The 23,376-nt window shown below is 53.2% G+C and carries 21 protein-coding genes and 1 tRNA gene; 16 read left to right on the top strand and 6 right to left on the bottom strand.

Annotated elements, in window-relative coordinates; genetic code table 11:
- The first annotated feature begins 3 nt into the window (after positions 1–3).
- From proB to H6868_00130, 3 genes are read left to right on the top strand one after another with little or no spacing between them, the layout of a single operon-like run.
- Entirely contained in the window at positions 4–1,038 is a 1,035-nt protein-coding gene (gene proB / locus H6868_00140; GenBank protein MCB9987727.1) for a glutamate 5-kinase, read from the top strand.
- Positions 1,038–2,300: a glutamate-5-semialdehyde dehydrogenase gene (locus tag H6868_00135; protein MCB9987726.1), complete on the top strand. Its 1,263-nt coding sequence runs from the start codon at positions 1,038–1,040 to the stop codon at positions 2,298–2,300. Before proB ends, H6868_00135 begins: the two co-directional genes overlap by 1 nt.
- Positions 2,297–2,920 carry a zeta toxin family protein gene (locus H6868_00130; GenBank protein MCB9987725.1) on the top strand — a complete coding sequence of 208 codons (624 nt, stop codon included), beginning with the start codon at positions 2,297–2,299 and terminating at the stop codon, positions 2,918–2,920. Before H6868_00135 ends, H6868_00130 begins: the two co-directional genes overlap by 4 nt.
- Positions 2,921–2,925: 5 nt before the next feature.
- On the opposite strand, the gene H6868_00125 is transcribed toward H6868_00130, so the two are convergent.
- Positions 2,926–3,426 carry a response regulator transcription factor gene (locus H6868_00125; protein MCB9987724.1) on the bottom strand — a complete coding sequence of 167 codons (501 nt, stop codon included), beginning with the start codon at positions 3,424–3,426 and terminating at the stop codon, positions 2,926–2,928.
- Between the two features lie 346 nt (positions 3,427–3,772).
- Between H6868_00125 and ppa the strand changes: the two genes are divergently transcribed.
- Together ppa and H6868_00115 are read left to right on the top strand one after the other, a co-directional pair.
- Positions 3,773–4,306 carry an inorganic diphosphatase gene (ppa, locus tag H6868_00120; GenBank protein ID MCB9987723.1) on the top strand — a complete coding sequence of 178 codons (534 nt, stop codon included), beginning with the start codon at positions 3,773–3,775 and terminating at the stop codon, positions 4,304–4,306.
- 159 nt (positions 4,307–4,465) lie between these two features.
- A tRNA-Met gene (locus H6868_00115) sits at positions 4,466–4,542 on the top strand.
- Here H6868_00115 and H6868_00110 read toward each other — a convergent pair.
- The 5 genes from H6868_00110 to H6868_00090 form a co-directional block, all read right to left on the bottom strand.
- Positions 4,499–6,190 carry a recombinase family protein gene (locus H6868_00110; protein ID MCB9987722.1) on the bottom strand — a complete coding sequence of 564 codons (1,692 nt, stop codon included), beginning with the start codon at positions 6,188–6,190 and terminating at the stop codon, positions 4,499–4,501. The genes H6868_00115 and H6868_00110 overlap by 44 nt on opposite strands.
- Before the next feature lie 407 nt (positions 6,191–6,597).
- Positions 6,598–8,268 (bottom strand): type IV secretory system conjugative DNA transfer family protein, encoded by a 1,671-nt coding sequence (locus H6868_00105; protein ID MCB9987721.1) that lies wholly within the window; start codon positions 8,266–8,268, stop codon positions 6,598–6,600.
- 9 nt (positions 8,269–8,277) lie between these two features.
- Positions 8,278–9,321 carry a VWA domain-containing protein gene (locus tag H6868_00100; GenBank protein ID MCB9987720.1) on the bottom strand — a complete coding sequence of 348 codons (1,044 nt, stop codon included), beginning with the start codon at positions 9,319–9,321 and terminating at the stop codon, positions 8,278–8,280.
- Positions 9,318–10,004 carry a hypothetical protein gene (locus H6868_00095; protein MCB9987719.1) on the bottom strand — a complete coding sequence of 229 codons (687 nt, stop codon included), beginning with the start codon at positions 10,002–10,004 and terminating at the stop codon, positions 9,318–9,320. The genes H6868_00100 and H6868_00095 overlap by 4 nt, the downstream gene beginning before the upstream one ends.
- A complete protein-coding gene (locus H6868_00090; protein MCB9987718.1) occupies positions 10,001–10,609 on the bottom strand; it encodes a hypothetical protein in 609 nt (202 codons plus the stop codon). The genes H6868_00095 and H6868_00090 overlap by 4 nt, the downstream gene beginning before the upstream one ends.
- 105 nt (positions 10,610–10,714) lie before the next feature.
- Here H6868_00090 and H6868_00085 point away from each other — a divergent pair, with 105 nt between their 5' ends.
- From H6868_00085 to H6868_00035, 11 genes are all read left to right on the top strand, one after another.
- A complete protein-coding gene (locus H6868_00085) occupies positions 10,715–11,677 on the top strand; it encodes a hypothetical protein (protein MCB9987717.1) in 963 nt (320 codons plus the stop codon).
- A gap of 98 nt (positions 11,678–11,775) precedes the next feature.
- Positions 11,776–12,084, top strand: a complete 309-nt coding sequence (locus H6868_00080) for a hypothetical protein (protein ID MCB9987716.1) — start codon at positions 11,776–11,778, stop codon at positions 12,082–12,084.
- 263 nt (positions 12,085–12,347) lie between these two features.
- Positions 12,348–12,548, top strand: coding sequence for a hypothetical protein (locus H6868_00075; GenBank protein ID MCB9987715.1), 201 nt, complete (start codon positions 12,348–12,350; stop codon positions 12,546–12,548).
- A gap of 765 nt (positions 12,549–13,313) precedes the next feature.
- The gene (locus tag H6868_00070) at positions 13,314–13,628 is read left to right on the top strand and encodes a helix-turn-helix transcriptional regulator (GenBank protein ID MCB9987714.1); all 315 of its coding nucleotides are present in this window, start codon (positions 13,314–13,316) and stop codon (positions 13,626–13,628) included.
- A complete protein-coding gene (locus H6868_00065; protein MCB9987713.1) occupies positions 13,621–14,859 on the top strand; it encodes a HipA domain-containing protein in 1,239 nt (412 codons plus the stop codon). Before H6868_00070 ends, H6868_00065 begins: the two co-directional genes overlap by 8 nt.
- A gap of 98 nt (positions 14,860–14,957) precedes the next feature.
- Complete coding sequence (locus H6868_00060; protein ID MCB9987712.1) at positions 14,958–15,161, top strand: type II toxin-antitoxin system Phd/YefM family antitoxin; 204 nt, start codon at positions 14,958–14,960, stop codon at positions 15,159–15,161.
- A gap of 32 nt (positions 15,162–15,193) precedes the next feature.
- Positions 15,194–17,647 carry a type I restriction-modification system subunit M gene (locus H6868_00055; protein ID MCB9987711.1) on the top strand — a complete coding sequence of 818 codons (2,454 nt, stop codon included), beginning with the start codon at positions 15,194–15,196 and terminating at the stop codon, positions 17,645–17,647.
- Complete coding sequence (locus H6868_00050) at positions 17,641–18,942, top strand: restriction endonuclease subunit S (protein MCB9987710.1); 1,302 nt, start codon at positions 17,641–17,643, stop codon at positions 18,940–18,942. The genes H6868_00055 and H6868_00050 overlap by 7 nt, the downstream gene beginning before the upstream one ends.
- A 3-nt stretch (positions 18,943–18,945) precedes the next feature.
- Positions 18,946–22,038, top strand: coding sequence for a type I restriction endonuclease subunit R (locus H6868_00045; protein ID MCB9987709.1), 3,093 nt, complete (start codon positions 18,946–18,948; stop codon positions 22,036–22,038).
- Positions 22,025–22,753: a M48 family metallopeptidase gene (locus tag H6868_00040; GenBank protein MCB9987708.1), complete on the top strand. Its 729-nt coding sequence runs from the start codon at positions 22,025–22,027 to the stop codon at positions 22,751–22,753. Before H6868_00045 ends, H6868_00040 begins: the two co-directional genes overlap by 14 nt.
- Positions 22,754–22,904: 151 nt before the next feature.
- Positions 22,905–23,376, top strand: a 472-nt coding sequence (locus H6868_00035) for a TIR domain-containing protein (GenBank protein MCB9987707.1), incomplete at its 3' end; no start/stop codon positions are given.

Below are 23,376 nucleotides of genomic sequence, written 5' to 3'. Positions count from 1 at the left end.
CTGATGAGCGAGAACAACACGCTCGACAAGAGCATGGTGGTGGCTCTGGTCGAACAGATCGTGGCTTTAAAACAAAACGGCCATGCTGTCGTTCTGGTCAGTTCCGGTGCTGTCGGGGCCGGGCGGGGCTTATGGCTTTCCCAACATAAAAATGCACATTTTTCCGATCCGGTGATTGGTAAACAGGTTTTGGCGTCCTTGGGGCAGGCTAATTTGATCCATACCTATAATGATGCCCTGCAAAAACACGGGATGCTGGCGGCGCAGCTTTTGATGACGAAATATGATTTCCGGCAGCGCCGGCATTTTGTCAATGTTGCGCATTTGATCGAAGAATTGCTGCAGCAAAAAACGGTTTTGCCGATCGTGAATGAAAATGACTCCTTGTCGGTAGATGAATTGATGTTTACGGATAATGATCAGCTGTCGGGTCTGGTGGCGGCGCAGATTAATGCGGACCGCTTGATATTGCTGACGAATGTTGACGGGGTCTATGATCCTGAGACCGGCGCTGTGATCCGTGAGATGAATCCTTCCTCCGGGGCGTGGCCCAAGATCGGTGCGCAAGCCAGTGCCGGTGGGCGGGGCGGTATGGTCAGCAAACTGGATACGGTCAGGAAAATGGCGCGGGCCGGTGTAACGTGTCATATCGCTCCGGCGCGGAAAAAAAGTATTTTGCTGCGTCTGGTAAAGGGCGAAGACATCGGAACCAAGATTATACCGGCGCGGAAAGCTGGCGGTAAAAAACGCTGGCTGGCGGTGCATCTGGAAGAGCCACGCGGGGCGATTATTGTCAATGAATGTCTGGTGGAACGTTTGAAGGAATCGGATAAGGTTCTGAGTATTTTGCCGATCGGTATCAGCGAGATTTCCGGCAGCTTTGAAAAGGGCGATGTGGTGGAAATTCTTGATGAAGGACGAAAACGTATAGGGTTCGGGCAGGCACGCTATGGGGCTGATGTTCTGGGCGGTTATATCGGGCGCAACAACCAGCCTGTATTTATTCACTATGATGCCTTGCATCTGGAGGTGCTGTGATGACAACGGAAAATGATGTTCTCTTATCTCTGGAGAATACGAAAAAGGCGAGTTATGCCTTGCAGGATATGGCCGAGGACCAGATTAAAACCGTCTTGCGTGATTTTGCGCAAATGCTGCGTGATAATGTGCAGCAAATTCTAGAGGCTAATGAAAAAGATCTGATGAAGATGGCGGCTGATAACCCGTTTTATGACCGACTGTTGTTGACCGAGGAGCGGATCAAGGCTATTGCCGCCGATGTCGAGCATGTGTCTGATTTGCCCTCGCCCGTGGGGGAGGTTATTGATGAGATGACGCTGGCTAACGGGATTGATTTATCGCGTGTGCGTGTGCCGATCGGTGTGATCGCCGTGATTTACGAGGCGCGGCCCAACGTGACCCCGGATGTGTTTTCCCTGTGTTTTCGTTCGCAAAATGCCTGTGTCCTGCGGGGCGGTAGTGACGCGCACGAAACAAATCTTGTTCTGGTGGCGTTGACTCACAAGGTTTTGAAAGCGCACGGGGTTGACCCTGATGTTGTTTATTTGATGCCGCCGGAACGGGAATATGTTCCTGTTATGCTGCGTGCCCATCAATATGTTGATGTTTGTATTCCCCGTGGATCGCAGCAATTAATTGATTTTGTTCGTGAAACGGCGTCAATACCGGTGATTGAAACCGGGCGGGGCGTTGTGCATATTTATGTCGATGAGAGCGCCGATTTGGCCATGGCTGCCCGTGTGATTGAAAATGCAAAAACCCGGCGTCCGTCCGTGTGCAATGCCCTGGATACGCTGTTGGTGCATGAGGCGCTTGCAGGGGATATGGAGACACTTCTTATGCCGCTGGCGGCCAAGGGCGTGCGGATATTTGCCAATGATGCAGCCAAAGTGGCGCTGGAAGGTTTCTATCCATCTGATTTGCTGGACGTCGCCGATGATAAAAGCTGCGATACAGAATTTATGTCGTTGCAGATGAATGTGTTGCTCGTTCCTTCGGCCGCTGCCGCGATGGATCATATTCGCCGTTACGGGTCAGGCCATACCGAGGCGATTTTGGCGCAGGATCCAGACGTGACGGAAACTTTCCTGCGGCGGGTTGATGCTTCGACCGTTATGGTGAATGCGTCAACGGCCTTTACCGATGGCGGCCAGTTTGGTCTGGGCGCGGAAATCGGTATTTCGACACAAAAGCTGCATGCGCGCGGCCCGATGGGGCTGGAGGCTCTGACCAGCTATAAATGGTTCGTACGCGGTAAAGGACAGGTGCGCCCGGCATGACGATTTCACAGGCTTCGATTGATTTGATTTACGAACGGTTTTTGTCTCTGGACAAGGAGAAAGCCGATGCGCCGCCCGTTGTTTATGCTATGGCGGGGGTGCCGGGCGCCGGAAAAAGTACGTTTGTGATGCAGGCGATGAAGGATGGACGCTTCCCGCAAAATGCTTTTATCCTGAACCCGGACCGTGTCATGCAGGCTTTGCCGGAATACCAGATAGATTTGACGGAAAAAAGCCGGGAGGAAGCTTTTGAGCGCTGGGAAATGCCGGCGCGGGATCTGGCCTATCAAATGTTTGAAATGGCGGTGGATGAGGGCGACGATATCATCAAGGATATGGGATGTTCACGCGAAGAAAACCTGATTATGTTGCAAAACCTGAAAGACAAAGGGTACCGGCTGGAAATGCATTACGTTCATTGTACGCCGGAGGAGGCCGTACGCCGGGCCAACGCTCGGGGGCGTTATACGCCTGAAGCGATGATCTATGACCGGGCGCAGGCGCTTACGAGACTGTTGCCGCATTATCAGGAGCTGGCTGACGATTTTTATGCCTATGACAATACCGACCTGAACAGTTCTTTCCGTTTGTATGCGCCGCACTTTGCAAAAGCTTTGTGAGTGCTCTAATAACCGTTGTTTTCAACGGAATAGCTTCCCGACAGCCAGGAAATAATTTGCTGCTTTTCGGCAAGGTCATGGCGGGCCTTACGGATGGCGTTGGACAAGATCCGGTGCCGTTTGAGCGCAAATTCAATTTTGTTGCGCAGTAGCTGGCTGCTTTGGGCCATGTGGACGAAGCTGATGTAATCTTCTGCGCCGCCCGCGACGTAGCTAAGTGCCATGTCATAGTTGTGAGGGCCAATAACAATCATGGGCAGGTCAGGGGCGATTTCTTCAAATTCGCGGTGCATGGCTTCCCCGTCTTGCTGTTTGAACGGCGAAACGTCCATAAGGACAATATCTACGTCTTGTCTATGGCAGGCCAGATAGGTGCTGACTTCCTCGGGTTTCCGGAAGTGGATTAACTGGAACGGGCTTTTCATTGAATTGCGTAGATGGTTGCGGATCAGGCATGTATCCTCAACGCAATCCTCCAGCAGTAAAATATTCAATGTATTAATCATGGTTTATCTCTCCCTAAAGTATTTTTGTTATTGTTTATCGTTGCTGCGATCTGTTCTTCAGGCACAAACTGCCCCCTTGTACGATCTGCAAAAATCATACGCACACACCCGGGTTCAAAGCCGCTAACTTCTTCTTTATTGGATAAGGTACATCCTATAGCGATTCGTAGAAAAGAGCAAGAGAATAGTACTATTTAAACAAAACGGTATATATTATTGTAATAATATAACAATATTTTCAGGTGGTTGCTGCGGTTATTTGTGCATGTGCGAAAAAACGACTTGATTTCTTATCGCTAATACTTCATATAGTCTCGCAAACAAATTTTATAATAAGGGGGCTGTCTTGGATATTAATGCAATCAGTATCGGTGTTAACCCGCCCGATGACGTCAATGTCATCATTGAAAACCCGATGGGTGGCGATCCGGTGAAATATGAACTGGACAAGGAATCCGGCGCGATGTTCGTCGACCGGTTTATGCACACGGCTATGCATTATCCCGCGAATTACGGCTTTATTCCCCATACGCTGTCCGGTGATGGCGATCCGGTCGATGTTCTGGTGATGGGGCGTGTTCCGGTCAAGCCCGGCGCTGTGATGGCGTGTCGGCCGATTGGGGTCCTGATTATGAAGGATGAAGCCGGCATGGATGAAAAAATTATTGCCGTGCCCGCTGACCGCCTTCATCCTTATTATAATAATGTCGACACGTATGAGGATCTGCGGCCGATCCAGCGTGAGCAAATTGAACATTTCTTTGCGCATTACAAGGATCTCGAGACGGGGAAATGGTCGGAAACTGTTGGCTGGGGTGGTCCCGAGGAAGCGAAAAAGCTGATCGTTGAAGGCATAGAGGCTGCCCGAAAAGAAAAATAGGCGGAATGTCCTTGATTTCTTGATAGTGGTTCGTTATAACCCCATATCTTTTATGCACCTCTGCCGCATGATTGTTTTTATGTCCTGATGTTTTTAGGGGGGCAGCGGTCCGTATTTTCTTATGATCCGGGAATTTATATCCCCGATCTTTCTTGGTGGCGCGGGATGGAGCAGCCCGGTAGCTCGTCAGGCTCATAACCTGAAGGTCGTAGGTTCAAATCCTACTCCCGCAACCACCTTGGACTCGGAGTCGTCAAAGAGGCTGCGAGCCCCCGCTACCAACTTATCCTGCTGAAGGCCCAAATCGTTTTTAATGGACGATTTGGGCTTTTTGCTTGCTACCGACAGGATCCCGGCGAGATCGCCGTGCAGGTCGATAGCCAACTCTTGTTCGCCCTCACGGGGCGTTAAAACAATCTTTTCCACGAGATTCCTCAGTAGATCCGCCGCTTCTGCACGGTGCTCCTCATCATTCAGGGCTCGACGCAGAGACAGGACCTCTTTGCGGTACCTGTCAGCCATCTGCGGATGAATCAGGACTGGGACCTCTTCTGCTGTCTCCAAGATCGCTTCCAGTTCTTCGCGGCGGGCGATGATTCGGTTCAAGTCGTCCAATATCTCGGAGGCGGGAACGCCGTTCTTGATTGCGTCGACGATTTTGGCTTTTTCCTTGGCCAATTTTTCCAGTTCTTTGCGATGGCTGTTGATGGTTGCATTGCGAGCCATCCGGAGCTCATTAATATGCCGGGTATATTCATCACAGAAGGCTGCACACATCTCGTCGTCGAGCAGATGATTTTGCAGTGCGTTCAAGACGGCTTTCTCCAGCACGTCCTGGCGAATTGCGAGGCGGTTTTCACAGGTTCCCTTGTTTCTGGCCGTTGAACAGCCGTAGTGGGACTGTGAAATCTTGCTGAACCCACCGCCGCAGCACCCGCATTTCAACAGGTAGGAGAAAAGGTGCTTGGGGCGCTGGACCTTCCAGAATTTTTCACCACCCTGGGACGTTTTTGAAACGTCCTTCTGGCGAGCACGCACGGCGTCCCAGAGTTCCTCATCGACAATCCGAAGTTCTGGAACCTCTTTTCTTTGCCACTCCTCTACCGGATTGAGGCGAGGGACACGCTTACCAGTGTCGGGGTCTTTGATGAAACGTTGGCGGTTCCAGACCAACTGGCCGACATAGAGCTCGTTGTTCAGAATTCCAGTGCCGCGCTGACGGTTTCCGTTGATCGTGCTCGGTCCCCATGGCTTGCCGGATGGACCCACGATCCCCTCTCTGTTCAACTGATGGGCAATCGCTTTGGGTGCTTTACCGGCTGCATACTCGCGCATGATCCGGCGGACGACATTTGCCTGTTCTTCGTTGATGGCGCGATCACCCTTGATTGGCTCACCGTTCGCGTCGAATTTCTTGACGACGTCATAGCCGTAGGTTTTTCCGCCGCCTGACTTGCCTTTCTCGATGCGGCCACTGAGGCCCCGGCGTGTCTTATCCGCCAGGTCCTTGAGAAAAATCGCATTCATCGTGCCTTTCAGGCCGATGTGGAGGTTGCTGATTTCGCCTTCAGCCAGCGTGACCATTTGCACCCCAGCAAACTGCAGGCGCTTGTATATCCCGGCAATATCCTCCTGATCCCTGGAAAGGCGGTCCAGCGCTTCCGCGACAACGATGTCGAATTTTCCGTCGGCAGCGTCCTGCATAAGCATCTGAACACCAGGGCGCATCATGCTCGCGCCGGAGATGCCGTGATCGGTGTAGCAGTTGGCGACGTGCCAGCCGTCTTTGACGGCGCGCTTCTGGCACAACCGGATTTGATCTTCGATAGAGGCGTCGGTCTGCAAGTCCGACGAATAGCGAGCATATATCGCGATTTTCGTCATGGTGGGTCCTTTCTCAGCTTGCTGCGCGATTCAGCAAGGGTAGACTCGCTGATGGCGCTTTCAAAGTCCTTCTTGGCGGCACGGCGCGCGAGCAGCCTGACCAGGGCTTCAAGCCCCCGTAAGGTATTTGAGTTCGCGTGGCCATCGTGGTGCCACTTGAACTTATCGCGTATTTTCCCGTCATCCGTCAATTTTTAACCCACCTTTTGTAAAAAATGCTGCGGTTAACTTGATTGCATTTGATTGAATCCAAGTCGTATATACATCTTGTAAAGATGCCATCGCTTGGGATTCGAGAGAAAGGAAAAGATTTTTCCTATTGTCATAATAAACTTATGGTAGTTAACAAACCGTAAACGAAACCCTTTATTAGCTTTTTTGTTGTATTGCACAAATTGCCGCAGCATTTACTTCAGCCTCACAACAATCGGCTCATTCTTTGGAAATCCGTTCGGATGGTGAGGGCTGGGAGCGGCTTGGTATCGCCACGGATGGACGCCGAAGTAGGGCACCTTTTGTGCACAAATCACCGGAAGCCCGTCGATGTGAATCAGCTGGCGGTCCCTGGGAAGCCGTCCGATCTCTTCAGGCTGCAAAACGGCAGCAGGCCGTTCGCTGACGCTCAGCCGCCACGGCGTGTCCTTGTCGACCGGATCGTGGCTGAGTGAATGAGATTTGCGTGTGGTCGTTCCGATGCGCGCGCTCCAATCTTTCTGGTCAGCGAGCGATCGGATCGACCAGCTTTGCAACATGCTCGATTGTTCTTCGATTAATTGCGCAACGTTTTGTCCGTATAGCTGCACAGGCTGGCGGCGGCTCTGGAAGATCATCCAGCACCGGCAGCCTTTGCCGGGTAGTAAACTCAATGCTTTTTCAAGGTTGGGTAGCCGACCGAGATTGCCCATCTCTTCGAGCAGAAACATCACTCGCGACGGTTTGGGGCTGGCAGCGATCGTTTCGAAAAGCATCGTGGTCAGCAGGCCGAGCCACGCGCCATGCGTCTCCAGCTTGTTTTCGGGGAGGATCGCGTAGAGGGTCGTCTTTCCGTCTAGGATGTCGGAAAGCTGAAAATCGGATTTAATCAGCGATTGCCCGAAACTTGTATGGGCGTCGTAAATCTGAACAGCGGCCATCGCGTGATCACGGAAAGCGCCATACGTCTTTACATAGCTGGGGTCGAGCATGTCAGCGAGGGCGTTGCCGTACTCTTTCATCAATCCGCCAAACCAGTTGCACTCCTGCATATGGCGCGCGATCTTTCTTTTTTCTTCATCGGTTGACCACACCAGTTGTCGGAGCTTGGGTAAGTGGCACTCCGTGGGAATAAAGACGGCAAGGTAGAGCAGAAGAGCTATCAGCAGCCTGCGTCCGCCGTTTGCGAAAAAGGCACCGTCACCGTGACCGCTATCGGGGATATGCTGAAGCCCGACGAGTGTTGCGAAATCGTGAAGGTTGACGCCGTTGTTCTGCTCGATGTCATCCAGCAGGGGCTGCAGCAGATTACAAGAAAGAGCAGGCAGGCCAAGCACCCCGAATGGGTTCAAGATGCCGATCGACTGCTTAAGCCACTTCATGCGGAAGTGAGCGGTGATCGCCGCGATTTCTCCTTTGACGTCGGTCACAAAGATTGACCCGCGTGCCCAATGGAGTAGGGCCGAAATGACGACACTGATCGTCTTACCTGTCCGTGACGGGGCGTAGGTCAACATATGTCCATTCCCGCGGGCAAAGGGGTCATAGAACAAAGGCATTCCATCGAGTGCGCCCAGAAAGAATCCGGTGCGGTCACGAAGTGCCTGGATGGCGGTGTCCCTCTTTGCTGCGAGGCGCGAGCGGCCATATTCACCGCTAGGCTGCCGGGCTTGCGTTCCGAGGCGAATTTGCGTTGCCGTGTGATTTCCGGCGTCAAATATGTCCCAAATCGATCCGAGCCAAACGAGCCCACAAACGATCAGGACGCCGAGGCCAATCGGGTGATTCAGCAATCCGGGGAAGTAGTGCCAGGTACTACCGGCCAGCGCGCCAATGAGCAACAGATTAGCGATGGGCTGTCTGAATGTTGGGGCTTTGGTCTGCATCGAAGTTCCTTACGGCTTGCTCAGGCCCGCGGTATGTAGGCGGAGCGTCTGAATGCCCGATACGGATATCCCGATCGACTGAAAGAACCGGTCGAGCTGCGTGCGAACGTCTTCGCCTGCCATCACTTCCCAGTCGCTCAATTGGTCCAGATGCTTCGGGTCATCTTCGCCCGCCCAGAAGACGAACAGTTTTGCAGGCGCGTGGTTTTTCTCTTTGAGAAGAGATGCTTTGCTGTGGTGACTAGTGGCCGTATTGACGCCATCGGTCAGCACAACGACGATCTTCGGCGTTGTGGATTGGTTCTGGCCAGCCTGAAAACTCTGATGCAGGGCTTCGTAAAGCGCCGTCGCACCGCCGGTTTTGAGTTTGCCGGGCAGGTAGGCCGTGCTGCGGGGGCAGCTCAACTGGTGTGTAATGGCGCTCGGCGTCAAGCGCTCGATCGCTTTTGCGAAGGTTAGAAGCTCGCAGCGCGTGAACTCGGGCAAGGTCTTCATGAACGCCCGCGTGGCGTCCAGCACTTCGGGCATGACACGGCTCATGCTGCCGCTGCGATCAATCAGGATACTGACCGGTATCTTGGTATCCCTTGGCTGTCCTACCGGTTTGTAGTCGAAGCTAATCGGATTGAACGATAGATCGAAGACGGCAATGTCTTTGCTCTCCGGAGCAATGACTTCGCTCTTGCCATTGTGGAAGAGAGCCATTGCCTCGCGCCCGCCGACAGTTTCATTTACGGCGGCAAGGCTGATATGTGTGACAGGGTCTGTCCCGCCGACAAGCACGTTGGCATCCTTGTCGTAGGCTAAGGCCGTAACGGGCCTTCCGTCCGGCAGCGTCAAGCTATGCCGCCGGATTTTCAGCTCGTAGAGGGAGTCGCGGGTCGCTGCGAAATCCAAAGCGAAATGAACCTGGCCTAGGGAGCGCACGTTTTCGTCAGGAGTTACGATCTCCGGTGCGCCGTTGGCTTGCACGCCTGGCTCAACCACGGTGAACCCCCAGCTGGCCGAAGCGAGCGCAACCGAAATCGCCAGGGCGAGGAGTGAACGATTCATCGTGTAAGCCCCTCCAAGCGGCTGTTCAGCTGATACTTGGTGTTCTCGATGTCCATGAGCGCAAATCGTCCGCCCTTGGCGTTTAACCACTGCGCCGTCGTCTGGAGATGGTCGAGCCAGGGCCTTTTCTGATGGGGATTGACCCAGTAGACGGCAACGGTCCGGATCGCATCGCTCGAAGTCAGGACATCGTTGATGTCGAACGGCGGTGGCAGCTGGGGGAGCGTGATCGTCGATTCCTTGGAGCAGGGCACCGGGGTGTGGATCAGGGACGAGAACAGGTAGACGTGAATCTCGTCATAGCCCCGGCTTTTCAGAATCTGCAGATTGGTGTCGAGCTCAGCAAAGGCCCCGGGCAGGTTGTTGCAGTTCTCCGAGCGGACCTTAACCGCATCGACCAGGGGCGCGGCCCGCGGTCCCTTCAGGTCTGACGGTGTGCCGATCCAGACCGATCGCCCGTATGAGCTGGAAATGACGTCGATCCGTGCTTTTGCAAAGCGGCGTTTCTTGCGCAGTTCCTTCAGGTGCCCCAACAACTGCAACTTGTACTCGTCGGCCTTTTTGGGCTGTGAGAGAACGCCGCTATCGTCGACAATGACTTCGATAGCAACGCGCGGCTCGGCGGCGGCAGCCAGCGTGCTCGCCAGCATCGCCACGCAGGCGAACAGATTTGCGGTTTTCATGCCGGGCTCCTTGCGTCCTTGATGGCGCGGTAGACGTTAGCTGTGGCAGCGCCGATTCCGAGGTTGGTGACGACGACGGCAATACTCATGATGACGAGGGGCCAGGTTCCCGTGGCGTGTGCCGACATGTTGGGGATTGGCCCGGTGTGGGATTCCGCCGCGATCCGCAGCCAGAGAGCGCTGAACTCTGTTGCTACGACCAGCAGGTACATCAGGATCAGAAGCGCCGCGACGAGCTTCGCGAGGGGATCGCGGAAGAACTTGCGGCGCGATTTGAGGATGTCCTGTTTGGTGAACAGGAAAAACCAGGCCACCACAGGGACACCGACCGCGCCGAGAGCCATCGTGCCGTTTATCAGGTTCCCGACGCTCAGGTCAGAAATCAGAGGAATTGCCGGAAGTCCGAGGGCGTCGACGATGAAGACGTCCGACCCGATTGGGTTCGCCAGGCTGTACATCGACGCGTGCAACAGCCAATTAGCTGACTCGGCGATCGTGACGGCGGCTCCTCTTAGCCAGACCGCTGGCCGCGGCAGGCCGAGCGGCTGTCCACCATCGGTCCCCGATACTTGCCAGGCCTCTAAATCATCTTCGAACTTCGACATGCTGCAGCTCCCGTGATTACAATCAACCTCATGGCATGTACTGCAGCACAGATGTGAAAGAATTAACTCGTCATAGACGGGTTTGTGTATGACGAATATTTCAGAATGACTGGGACGAAAGAAGAAAAAACTGAGCTGCCATCGCCGGAGTATCAGGCGCCCATTCTTTTTGTATTTAAGAAGATTGCAGTAAAAGAGCGGACGCCTGAAGGTAAGGTATGGACGCCTAAGAGGATTCTTTTCGAGTTATGGGATTTTCTGGATGAAGATCAGAAAAAGGCGCGCAATAAGTTGCAGTTTGTAGACGCTTACCTGCAAATAATTAGTCGGATCAAACGTGAAGTAACGAAGCAATATATAAGAGATCCTTTGCTCTTTGGGCTGATCTATCGGTTTGTTGGAAGGTACGCCGGGCCAGGCGGGGTTAAGCCGCCATTTTCTCAGATCCGTCTGATTTATGACGCGGCAGAAAAGTTGGCTGAGTTCTGTAGGCCAATGCATAGAGAGTACGCCTACGCGGATTGGAAGAGCGCATTTGTGGAAAACGATGGAAAAACACGAATTGGGGTTTATTTGTTAACCGACTACCATAAGCTGGCTGGTGATAAAAGGGCAATGTATTTGTCCGAAAAGTATCTCGGTTACAAGATTCCGTTAGAATTCGAGGATTGGAAATCGCGTCCATGGACAGTGGTTTTTTTTGACCCAAATTCTCTTTACTTGGAATTGGGTTTTTATCTGCCAGCCGCAAACATGGTGTTTTTGCGTTCCATCGCAGGCAGTGACCATGGGTTTTCTTTTGATAAAGAAGTAAACACGGTTTCTGGTTACAACGATCTCACGTCGTTTGTAGACAATAAAGTTATCAAGGAAAAGAATTTCCGAATCCTAGACATTGGAAGGTCTGAGAGGAGTGGTTCCAGGGAGGAAATTGGCGTCGCACGTCAAAAGATGGCCACGAGAGCACTGCAGCTCAAACGAATTCCGAATCTGTATTCGATATTGAAGGAAGAAAACGAAGAGGTTATTTCCTTGGCTTCAAAATATCTTGCATTTCTTGACATTTGAGTTGTTCGCGCGTTATGTGTCCAGTCAGTAAAACGAAATTAAAAGATGGGTTTGGGCATATGGATAGGCCTCCCGACCTACTTCTGGCTACTTATCGCATGGACTTTGACGGCATCAAAGAGTGCTTGAGGATAGCCCCGGCGTCGATTCATCAAATAGATGAGTATGGCAACAATGCGATGCATATTTGTGTGGGTGGAGGTTCACACAGGGTGCGACATATCATGAAGTACTTCCTTGACGAAACAGATATCAATCTGTTGCATGAGAATGCAGATGGCGAATGCCCTCTTGAAATGGCGTTTGGAATAAACGATCAAGAGGGTATTGAGATATTGGAAGAGCCAACTCTGAGGCAACTACATTTAGCGTTTCCCGATCCGAAACCAAAGCTCACTCCGAAGTGACCCGTTCGAATCTTGGCGTGTCAACGGCTGCGAGCACGCCATTCCGGATAAATCCGCTCTCGGAATATCGTCGAACTCTTTTTCTGATTGCTTCGCGGTGATCCGAAGCATCGATTGACTCTAGGCGATCGCCGCCGCCCATCAATCCCCGGCCCGCACCGGAACCGTGTAGGGGATTGACGGGCGGCTAGGTAACGATCGCCTTTTCGTCGGCTCGAAGCTTCGGCAGGTCGCCGAAGCAAGAACCAGAAAAGGAGACAATCATGTCCAACAGCGAGCAAACCCAATCCCGTAAACCGGACCTCATCGCCTACGTCGTCAGCGAGTCCGGCAAGAAGACCTACTATCATCGGGTCGGTGCAGCCTGGCGCAACAGCAAAGGCGGTGCGAAGGTCGTCCTCGAAGCCTTCCCAGTTGGCGGCGAATTGCTTCTGCTGCCGCCGCGGCAGACAGAGCAAGTGTAGCCAAACGCTTGCCGAGTCAAAACCCGGTGGGTCGCAAGACCTGCCGGGTTTTTCCTTTGGGCGGCCTTTTGTCATACATACGAGCGCAGGCCACTGCCGCGTGTGTAGTGCAAATCCGAAAAGGCCGCCGGTCCGCATTCTTCTACTACCGATTTCATCGGTTAGCGCGGACCGCAAGATGTGTGTTGTAGTACAACACCATCTTGGCAAGGGAGACGCTCCGCTCTCCCGTTGCATCCCTCTCGGAAATCCCTAGCCAAACCATCCCGGCTATCCAGTCCGGCTGTTGGGCAAGGGCTTGGTGTGGCGCTGGTCCCGGCATTGAGCCGGGAAGCGCCAGCAACGTCTGGCCGTTGCATCGCCACTTGAGGGGAGCCTCCAAGCTCCCCCAAGAACCCCCATGGCCAAAAGGGGCATAGCCCGCAGCCCCTTGGAACCCGCAGGTCAGGCTTGTGCAGCCTGGACCGCACCAGGTTTTCGCCCCTGAAGACGAGCAAAGGGCCTCCGAGCCCTTGTGCAATCCTAGCCAACGTGTCGCCGTTGAATCACGAGCAGCGTTTCGCCGCTGCGCCACGACCAAGGAGCCGTCCTCGGATGCGCTTGTGGAGCACGAATGGCATTCTGGAAATCGTCAGGCCGATATCGGTTGGGATATCGGGTACGGGCAACGATATATTCTAAGACATCATTTTCCTTGACTACTCCGGCATTTGCCTGATATAAGTAACGATATCTGTTTAACTAGTTGATAGCTCAGGCGATATCATGGTTTACGTCGTTGAATATCTGGCCGAGGCGTTGAAAGCGGCCCGCGCAGGCAAAAAGCTGAGTCAGCGTGGGCTCAGCAAGGCTACGGGTATGCCGCAGGCCCAGATATCCAAAATCGAAAATGCTGCTGTCGATCTGAAGGCGTCAACGCTAATCGAGCTTGCTCGGGCTCTCGACCTAGAGGTCATGCTGGTGCCGCGCAAGCATGTGCCCGCCGTGAACAGCCTCATCGGTCTTACTGCCGTATCAGGCAGCGATGCAGTGTCGCCGCGCCCGGCCTACGCACTCGGCGATGAGGACGACGATGGCTGATGTATCTATTCTCGATATTGCGCTGTATGGCCAGCGGGTTGGTACGCTAACCCTGCTGCCGGGCGATCAGACATTGTTCGCCTTCGATCAAGCCTATATTGACGATCCTGACCGTCCGACCCTGAGTCTTTCATTCAAGGATGTGTTGGGCGAACTCATCACCGACGTGCGGCCAGTTCGCACCCGCGTACCGCCATTCTTCTCCAACCTGTTGCCGGAAGGGGCGCTTCGCGAATATCTGGCAAAGAAAGCTGGTGTGAATCCCAAGCGGGAATTCTTCCTTCTCTGGATGCTAGGCCGTGATCTACCTGGCGCTATCACCATAATGCCCGCCGATGGTGAAGCCTGGCCACCGGAAACTGACCGCGAGGCCGCGGCAGGCCACGTCTCACGCGAAACCATGCTGCGGTTTTCGCTGGCGGGCGTGCAGCTCAAATTTTCCGCCGTTATGGAGGCGACCGGCGGACTGACTATTCCAGCCGAAGGGGTGGGCGGTTCTTGGATCGTCAAACTCCCTTCGATGAAGTTCGACGGCGTTCCGGAAAACGAGTACGCGATGATGGAGTTGGCGCGGGTGATCGGTATCGATGTGCCCGAGGTCCAATTGATCCCGCTTAGCCAAATTGCCGGGCTCCCGGAAGATGTCGCCCGTATGGAAGGCAACGCGCTGGCGGTCAAACGCTTCGACCGCACGGACGATGGCAGGGCAGTCCATATCGAAGACTTCGCGCAGGTGTTCGGTCTTTATCCCGAGAAGAAATACGAGCAGGCCAGCTACCGCAATATTGCCGAGGTCCTTTGGGCCGAAACCGGTGCAGAAGGCGTTGCCGAGTTCATCCGCCGCCTTGTCTTCAATGCCCTAATCGGCAATGCCGATATGCATCTCAAGAATTGGTCGCTGATCTATCCCGACCGGCGACAAGCGGCGCTCGCGCCCGGCTATGATTTTGTTTCGACGATCGCCTACTTGGCCGACGCCAACATGGCGCTTACGCTGGGGCGATCCAAGGCGATCACGGAGCTCTCGCTGGACCAGCTGTCGTACCTGGCAGCGAAGGCGCGGTTGCCGGAAAAGCTCGTACTGGATGTGGGCAGGGAAACTGCCGTTCAGTTCATGGCGGCCTGGAAGGGAGGGAGGGCGATTCAGCATGTAAGCACGAAAGCCGTCGGGCCGATCGATGAATTGTTAGCCCGGATACCGCTCGTCAGCGAGGTAACCGCCGGCACTTGAAGGTGTGTTTTCGCGGCGGGGCGGCACTGGCCAGTTTGTGATTGCGCACGAATGAGGTTTTGGCCATATTGGACCAAATGGCTACTTTAAGGTGCGCTATGAAATCCATGTCAGCGAAAGATGCGAAGAATGGATTCGGACGCCTCATTGACACCGCGCGCGCGGAACCCGTGATTATCGAGAAGCACGGACGTGCGGTCGTTGTGGTGTTGAGCACTGAAGAATACGAGCGGCTTTGCCGGGCCGATACGGAGCAGAGGGGCTCTGATGACGACGACCGCATCGGTCGGCCCATCAGATAGCCGGAAAAGAACGAGGAAGGACCGAGATACACATGGCGATCAAGAAGACAGAACTTTATAGCTCCCTTTGGGCCAGCTGCGATGAACTGCGCGGCGGCATGGATGCCTCGCAGTATAAGAACTACATCCTCACCCTTCTTTTCGTGAAGTACGTCTCGGACAAGTACGCGGGCCGAAAACTCGGAGCGATTGTTGTGCCTGAAGGGGGCTCCTTCGCCGATATGGTTGCCCAGAAGGGTAAAAAGGATATCGGCGATCAGCTCAATAAGATTGTCGGTAAGTTGGCCAGCGCAAACGATATGGCCTGGCTTTCAAACCCGGACAACGATTTCAACAACGAAGATCGATTGGGTAAAGGCAAGGCGATGGTCGATACGCTGACCTCGCTGGTCGGCATCTTCGAAAACCTCGACCTCGGAAAAAACCGCGCCGATGGCGACGATCTGCTTGGTGATGCCTACGAGTATCTCATGCGTCATTTCGCGACCGAGTCCGGTAAGAGCAAGGGCCAGTTTTATACGCCGTCCGAGGTGTCCCGTATTCTCGCCAAGATTATGGGGATTGGACGGGCAACCCGTCAGGACGAGACTGTTTACGACCCTACCTGCGGGTCGGGTTCATTGCTCTTGAAGGTCAATGATGAAGCGCCGAACGGGTTGACGCTCTACGGCCAGGAAAAAGACAACGCCACCGCCGCCTTGGCCAAGATGAACATGATCCTGCACGACTCGCCATCGGCAGATATCTGGCAGGATGACACGCTGGCCGAACCGCACTGGACGAACAAAGACGGCGGGCTGAAGACGTTTGACTACGCCGTAGCCAACCCGCCGTTTTCCTTCAAGTCATGGAGCAGCGGCCTGAACGTTGCCGAAGACCCGTTCAAGCGGTTCGAATACGGCGAGCCGCCAGAGAAAAACGGGGACTATGCTTTCTTGCTGCATATCTTGAAATCGCTCAAGAGCACCGGCAAAGGTGCGGTCATTCTGCCCCATGGGGTCTTGTTCCGCGGAAACGCTGAAGCGGAAATCCGTCGCAATATCGTTCGCCAGGGATATATCAAGGGCATCATCGGTCTGCCCGCCAACCTTTTTTACGGGACCGGCATTCCGGCCTGCATTCTCATGATCGACAAGGCGGGTGCGAGGGCCGAGCGTCCGATCTTCATGATTGATGCCAGCAAGGGCTTCATGAAGGACGGCAACAAGAACCGTCTACGCGCGCAGGACATTCACAAGATCGTGGATGTGTTCAACAAGCAGTTGGAACTGGAACGCTATTCCCGCCTTGTGCCATATGACGAGATTGCAGGTAAGAATGAGTTCAACCTCAATATCCCCCGCTATATCGATTCCAGCGAACCCGAAGACATCCATGATCTCGATGCCCATCTGAACGGCGGGATACCCGCGAGAGACGTTGACGCCCTGCAAGACTATTGGGGCGTCTTCCCGAGCCTGCGCGCAACGCTGTTCAAGGACGGATCACGCGCGGGGTACTTTGATGCGCTGGTCAAGGCCCGAGACATCAAAGCGACAATTCTCGGCCACGAAGAATTCACGGCATTCAAAGACAAGTCGCTGTCCCTGTTTGAAGGTTGGAAGTCCGATCATCAAGAGCGCCTTTTGGGGATCGCGGTCGGTGATAGCCCGAAAGAGCTGATTTTCGATATCTCTGAAGCCTTGCTTGCAAAGTACACCAATGCCGATTTGCTCAGCAAATACGACATCTATCAAATCCTCATGGACTACTGGGCCGAAGTCATGCAGGACGATGTCTACATGCTCGCCCAAGACGGCTGGGGCGCGGCCAATGTTATGCGCCAACTCGTCCCGGTGAAGGATAAGAATGGCAAGGCCGTCTACAAAGAAGAACACGATTTTGAGTTCGGCGCGGGTAAAGCCAAGAAGCGCTTCAAGAGCGATATCGTGCCGCCCCGCCTGGTAATCGCCCGCTATTTCCCCGAGAAGCAGGCGGCTCTCGACGCGCTGCAATCAGCATACGAGGCCGCAACGCAAGAGCTGGAAACCTTCATTGAGGAAAACAGTGGCGAAGAGGAGCTGGTCGAAGAAGCCAAGAACGACAAGGGCAAGGTTACGCAGAAGGGAATCAAGGACCGCCTAAAAGTCACCCGCGACGCCGACGAAATCACGGCATTAAAGAAATGTTTAGGCTTGGTCCATCAGGAGTCCAAAGCCAAGTCAGCCGTGAAGGCCGCGAAGGATGAGCTGGATAAGCTAGTTTTCGAAAAAATCCCGAAGAACGCAGAGGCTGAGCTGAAAGACATCGTCGTGAACCGTAAGTGGTTTGCGAGCGTCGAGGCCACGATCACGGAAGAAATTGAGCGCATGGCCCAGCAGCTCGCGGGCCGGGTGAAGACGCTCGAAGAACGCTACTCGGAAACCTTGCCGAGCCTGAGCAAAGAGGTCGAGAAATATACTGATCTGGTCGAAAGCCACCTGAAGGAGATGGGGCTGTCATGGTGAAGCCGGGATACAAGCAGACCGAAATCGGTGAAATTCCAGAAGATTGGGACGCGGTTGCTCTCAATGATTTCGCGACCAAGGTGGGTAGCGGAATTACGCCGAAAGGAGGTTCAACGGTTTATCAAGATAACGGTCGCCCGTTTGTTCGAAGTCAGAATGTGGGCTGGGGTCAGCTTAGGCTTAATGATCTCGTATTCATTGATGAGGAAACCCATCAGTCATTCTCAGCTACAGAAGTTCGCAATGGAGACGTCCTTCTCAACATAACTGGTGCTTCAATTGGGCGATGTGCTATTGCAGACCAGACATTGATGGGCGGAAACGTCAACCAACATGTATGCATTATCCGAACTAAACCAGCCTTGGACCAGAGGTTCGTCAGCTATCTCCTCTTGTCATCCATCGGTCAAAAGCAGATCGATAGTTTTCAGGCGGGGGGGAACAGAGAAGGGCTCAATTTTGGGCAGATAAGGTCTTTCCTGCTTCCAAAGCCTATTCAAGTCACCGAGCAACAGGCGATCGCCAAAGCATTGTCCGATGTGGATGAACAGATTGTTTCGCTGGAAAAGTTGATTGCCAAGAAGCGCGACATCAAAACCGGCGCCATGCAGCAGCTCCTCACCGGAAAAAAACGCCTGCCGGGGTTTAATAGGGAGTGGAACCGTATCAATATGCAGAAAGATGCCAATCTGAGCGCAAGGATCGGGTGGCAAGCATTAACCACAAAGGAATATTTAGACTCAGGTGATTTTTGTCTTGTTACCGGAACTGATTTCGTCAATGGCCGAGTCAATTGGAATTCTTGTCATTATGTAGATGAGTGGCGATATAGACAAGATAAGAATATTCAGCTCAAAGAAGGTGATGTTCTTCTCACAAAAGATGGGACTATTGGCAAGGTAGGGTATGTTGAAAATCTTGATCTACCGGCGACACTCAATAGTGGCGTGTTCGTTATAAGGCCGAGAGATAAAAAGTTTTATCCGCTATTTCTATTCTATATTCTGAGATCACGAGTGTTTGACGACTTTCTGGCAAAAATCACTGCTGGATCAACGATCACTCATTTGTATCAGAAAGATTTGGTAAATTTCGAATTTCTTGCCCCTGAGACGGATGAGCAAAAGGAAATTGCACAGGTTCTCGATGCAATCGATAAAGACCTTGTTAAACAAGAAGAGCGTCTGCGAAAAGCCAAAGCGATCAAGCAAGGCATGATGCAGGAATTGCTGACGGGACGGACACGTCTGATCGATGTGGCACAAATAGAACACGAACGAATGCATGGAACGTAAAGCATGGCAAAGATCGGGCAGATAGAGCGCGCTACGCAGAACAGGATCGTTAAGCTGTTTCGAGAGGTGCTGAGCTATGACTATCTTGGCGATTGGCATGAGCGGGATGGCAATGCCAACGTTGAGAAGGACCTGCTGGCGGGGTGGCTCATGCGTCAGGGCGTCAGTGAAACCCTGACCAAACGAGTTTTCCGGGAACTTGAGCATGCCTCCGCTCTTGGCGATGGTAAGCATCTCTATGATGCCAATAAGGCGGTCTATAGCCTGCTGCGCTATGGCGTGAAGGTCAAAGAAGGCGTTGGTGACCAAAACCAGACGGTTTGGTTGATTGACTGGGACAGCCCGCAGAACAACGATTTCGCCATTGCCGAAGAAGTTTCCATCAAAGGAGAAAATAAGAAGCGTCCGGACATCGTCCTCTACGTGAACGGGATTGCGCTGGGTGTCATTGAGCTCAAGCGCTCTAGCGTCTCCGTTGGCGAAGGCATTCGCCAGAACCTCGACAACCAAAAGAAAGCCTTCATTCGGAACTTCTTCACCACCATGCAGCTGGTGATGGCGGGTAACGATACCGAAGGGCTGCGCTACGGCACGATCGAGACATCAGAAAAGCATTATTACCAGTGGAAGGAAGACGTCGAGAACACCTTCGACAATCCGCTGGATTTTCAGCTCAGCCGGATGTGTTCGAAAGAGCGCCTTCTGGAGATTATTCACAACTTCATCGTTTTCGACGCGGGAGTCAAGAAGACCTGCCGCCATAACCAGTATTTCGGGATCAAAGCTGCGCAGGATCATGTGCGGCGGAAAGAAGGCGGGATCATCTGGCATACGCAGGGCTCCGGTAAGAGCCTGACGATGGTTTGGCTGGCTAAGTGGATACGCGAAAACGTCCAAGATGCCCGCGTATTGGTGGTTACCGACCGCACCGAGCTGGATCAGCAGATCGAAGGCGTCTTCACCGGGGTCCAGGAGAAGATTTACCGCACCAAGAGCGGGTCAGACCTGATTAGTACATTGAACCAGGTGAATCCTTGGCTGGTGTGTTCCCTTGTCCATAAGTTTGGCAGGCAGTCCGAGGAAGAGGACGACAAGGCGACAGAGGACTATATCGACGAGCTGAAAGCCAGCCTGCCGTCGGATTTTCAGGCGAAGGGGAACCTGTTTGTCTTCGTTGACGAATGCCACCGCACGCAGTCGGGCAAGCTGCACGAGGCGATGAAGGCGATCCTTCCCTCAGCCATGTTTGTTGGCTTTACCGGCACGCCGCTGCTCAAGGCAGATAAAAAGAAGAGCATCGAAGTCTTCGGCGGGTTCATTCATACCTACAAGTTCGATGAAGCCGTTGCCGATGGCGTGGTGCTCGATTTGCGCTACGAGGCGCGGGATATCGATCAGTACGTGACCTCTCAAAAAAAGGTGGACCAGTGGTTTGATCTGAAGACCAAGGGTCTATCCGACATGGCCCGCGCCCAGCTAAAACTCAAATGGGGCACGATGCAAAAGGTCCTGTCGTCGCAGGACCGGCTTGTGCAAATCGTCAACGATATCCTGATGGACATGGAGACCAAGCCAAGGCTGATGGATGGTCGCGGCAACGCGATGCTTGTCTGTGCCAGTATCTATCAGGCGTGCAAGGTCTATGAGCTATTCGATAAGACAGACCTTGCCGGGAGATGCGCCATCATCACGAGCTATCAACCATCCCCCGCCGACATCAAAGGCGAAGAGAGTGGCGAGGGACTGACCGAAAAGCTCCGTAAATACGAAATCTATCGCCGCATGCTCGCGCAGTATTTCGAGAAGACCGAAGACGAAGCCATGGGCATGGCAGAGGAGTTCGAAAAGCAGGTCAAAAAGAAGTTTGTGGATGAGCCGGGGCAAATGCGGCTGCTGATCGTGGTCGACAAGCTGCTGACCGGTTTTGATGCGCCGTCCGCGACTTATCTCTACATCGACAAGGAAATGCGCGACCACGGCCTCTTTCAGGCGATCTGCCGCGTGAACCGCCTGGATGGAGACGACAAAGAATACGGTTACATCATCGATTACAAAGACCTTTTCCATCGGCTGGAAGGTGCGCTGGGTGACTACACCAATGGCGCGTTTGATGCCTACGAGGCTGCCGATGTGGCGGGGCTATTGTCAGACCGCCTTGAGAAGGGTAGGGAAAAGCTCGAAGAAGCACTCGAAACCGTCAAGGCCCTATGCGAACCCGTTTTGGAGCCGCGGGGACAGAAGGAGTACCTCCATTATTTCTGCGGCGATCCCGCCAGGGCTGACGATCTTCGTGAAAACGAGGCCAAGCGCTTAGCGCTGTATAAGGCCGTCGCAAGCCTCTTGCGCGCTTACGCCAATCTGGCTAACGAGCTAGAAGATGCTGGATACACGAGCGCGCAGTCTGCCAAGGTCAAGGAAGACGTGGAGCATTTCAACAAGGTTCGCGAAGAGATCAAGCTGGCCAGCGGCGACTACGTCGATATGAAGCTCTACGAGCCTGCCATGCGACATTTGCTCGACACCTATATTCGCGCCGAAGACAGTGAACTGGTCGCCGATTTTGAGGATATGGGCCTAATCGATCTGATCGTCAAGAATGGGCTTGGCGCGCTGGAATCGATGCCTGCCTCAATAAAAGCGGATGAAGAAACGATGGCGGAGACCATCGAGAACAACATGCGCAAGGTCATCATCGACGAGCAGGCGGTGAACCCAAAATACTACGAGCGAATGTCTGAACTCCTTGAGGCGCTGATTGAAGAGCGACGCCAGCAGGCTATTGATTACAAAGAGTACCTTCAGAAGGTCAAAGAGCTCTCTGTGCAGGTGGTCAATCCCGGAGGCATAAATCCGTCCGCTTATCCAGCCTCGATGAACTCCCCTGGCAAGAAGGCGCTGTATGACAATCTGGGTCAGGACGAGTCACTGGCTTTGCGTATCGACACTGCCGTTCGCCATACGAAGAAGGCGGACTGGATTGGCAACCGGATTAAAGAGCGGGAAGTTGCCGAGGCAATCAATGAAGAGCTGGGCGGCGATGATGGCCGCTTAGACGAAATTCTGGAACTCGTTAGAAACCAGTATGAGTACCGGTAGCGACATGATCACCGTATCGAACATACCCGTCGAAATCGTTCGCAAAGACATCAAGAACATCCATCTTGGCGTCTATCCGCCAGAAGGCAAGGTCAGGATTTCTGTGCCGCGCCATATCACTGATGACAACGTGCGCCTCGCCATTGCTTCCCGACTGCCCTGGATCAGGAAGCGGCAAGAAGAGTTGAGAAAGCAACCGCGTCAGACAGAGCGTGAGTATGTCTCTGGGGAAAGCCATTACTACCAGGGGCGGCGTTACATATTACGGGTCGTCGAAGGTCCCGGACGCCATTTCGTTAGCATAAATAACAACGCGAAGATGGTGTTGCATGTCCAGCCGGGAACTTCAAAAGACGGCCGCGCGCGGGCAGTTCATGATTGGTATCGCCAGCAGCTGAAAGCGTCTGTCGCCGTGCTTCTTGAAAAATGGCAGCCGGTCTTGGGCAAGAAAGTCCAGAGCTGGGGCGTCAAGAAGATGAAGACCAAATGGGGTAGCTGCAATATTGCTGATCGCCGGATATGGATCAATCTGGAGCTTGCTAAGAAATCACCAGAATGCCTCGAATACATACTCGTGCATGAGCTTGTGCACCTGCATGAACGTCATCACAACGAGAAATTCAGGCGGCTAATGGATAGATATTTACCAAGTTGGCGAAAAAGCAGAGATGTATTGCAAAGCCAGCCTCTGGCATACGAAGAATGGGTTTATTGATTGAGGCAATTAGGAAAATATGGCACGTTCAGCTCGTGACGTGGATATATCAAATTGGCCAGGTGTGCGCCCAAACATTATGCGTCTGGTTGTCATAAATATAAGGTATCTATGAGATAGTCTGAACATCTCTTCTGAAAGGAAAAAATCGATGTCTGATAAAATTAAAAATGTTTTTGTAAGTCATCATCACAAGGATGACGCCAGCGTCGATGGCCTGACTGGGATGTTATCAAGCAAGGGGTACCAGTTAAGGAATAGCTCTATACGCGTCAATCCCGAAAACCAAAAACGCCTTGACCAAAACAAAGTTAGCGACCGCACCATCGCGCGGCTTTTACGCATGAAAATGCGCTGGGCCAGCCAAGTGATTGTAGTCATCGGAAAAGAGACTCATCAGCGCCCTTGGGTTAACTGGGAAGTTAAAGCCGCCCATCAGCTTGGAAAGCCGATAATCGGTATATATGAGAATGGACTAAAGGAAAAAGTCGAAATCCCGGATAACCTAAAGAAATACGCGACCTCGATAGTTGGGTGGAGATCGGATTCTGTTATCGACGCGCTGGAGGGGAAGAGTCAATTTCAAAACCCAGATGGAACACCGTCACCTAGAACTGATGGTG

It is taken from the genome of Rhodospirillales bacterium (genome assembly GCA_020638175.1).
Lineage (GTDB): Bacteria > Pseudomonadota > Alphaproteobacteria > Micavibrionales > Micavibrionaceae > JACKJA01.
This window is presented reverse-complemented; position numbering and strand designations above follow the sequence as displayed.

What these genes read in the sequence shown, in the direction of transcription:
- proB (MCB9987727.1), top strand. Translation starts at nt 4, where the DNA reads ATGAGCGAGAACAACACGCTCGACAAGAGCATGGTGGTGGCTCTGGTC.
- H6868_00135 (MCB9987726.1), top strand. Translation starts at nt 1,038, where the DNA reads ATGACAACGGAAAATGATGTTCTCTTATCTCTGGAGAATACGAAAAAG.
- H6868_00130 (MCB9987725.1), top strand. Translation starts at nt 2,297, where the DNA reads ATGACGATTTCACAGGCTTCGATTGATTTGATTTACGAACGGTTTTTG.
- H6868_00125 (MCB9987724.1), bottom strand. Translation starts at nt 3,426, where the DNA reads ATGATTAATACATTGAATATTTTACTGCTGGAGGATTGCGTTGAGGAT.
- H6868_00110 (MCB9987722.1), bottom strand. Translation starts at nt 6,190, where the DNA reads ATGACGAAAATCGCGATATATGCTCGCTATTCGTCGGACTTGCAGACC.
- H6868_00105 (MCB9987721.1), bottom strand. Translation starts at nt 8,268, where the DNA reads ATGCAGACCAAAGCCCCAACATTCAGACAGCCCATCGCTAATCTGTTG.
- H6868_00100 (MCB9987720.1), bottom strand. Translation starts at nt 9,321, where the DNA reads ATGAATCGTTCACTCCTCGCCCTGGCGATTTCGGTTGCGCTCGCTTCG.
- H6868_00095 (MCB9987719.1), bottom strand. Translation starts at nt 10,004, where the DNA reads ATGAAAACCGCAAATCTGTTCGCCTGCGTGGCGATGCTGGCGAGCACG.
- H6868_00090 (MCB9987718.1), bottom strand. Translation starts at nt 10,609, where the DNA reads ATGTCGAAGTTCGAAGATGATTTAGAGGCCTGGCAAGTATCGGGGACC.
- H6868_00085 (MCB9987717.1), top strand. Translation starts at nt 10,715, where the DNA reads ATGACTGGGACGAAAGAAGAAAAAACTGAGCTGCCATCGCCGGAGTAT.
- H6868_00080 (MCB9987716.1), top strand. Translation starts at nt 11,776, where the DNA reads ATGGACTTTGACGGCATCAAAGAGTGCTTGAGGATAGCCCCGGCGTCG.
- H6868_00075 (MCB9987715.1), top strand. Translation starts at nt 12,348, where the DNA reads ATGTCCAACAGCGAGCAAACCCAATCCCGTAAACCGGACCTCATCGCC.
- H6868_00070 (MCB9987714.1), top strand. Translation starts at nt 13,314, where the DNA reads ATGGTTTACGTCGTTGAATATCTGGCCGAGGCGTTGAAAGCGGCCCGC.
- H6868_00065 (MCB9987713.1), top strand. Translation starts at nt 13,621, where the DNA reads ATGGCTGATGTATCTATTCTCGATATTGCGCTGTATGGCCAGCGGGTT.
- H6868_00060 (MCB9987712.1), top strand. Translation starts at nt 14,958, where the DNA reads ATGAAATCCATGTCAGCGAAAGATGCGAAGAATGGATTCGGACGCCTC.
- H6868_00055 (MCB9987711.1), top strand. Translation starts at nt 15,194, where the DNA reads ATGGCGATCAAGAAGACAGAACTTTATAGCTCCCTTTGGGCCAGCTGC.
- H6868_00050 (MCB9987710.1), top strand. Translation starts at nt 17,641, where the DNA reads ATGGTGAAGCCGGGATACAAGCAGACCGAAATCGGTGAAATTCCAGAA.
- H6868_00045 (MCB9987709.1), top strand. Translation starts at nt 18,946, where the DNA reads ATGGCAAAGATCGGGCAGATAGAGCGCGCTACGCAGAACAGGATCGTT.
- H6868_00040 (MCB9987708.1), top strand. Translation starts at nt 22,025, where the DNA reads ATGAGTACCGGTAGCGACATGATCACCGTATCGAACATACCCGTCGAA.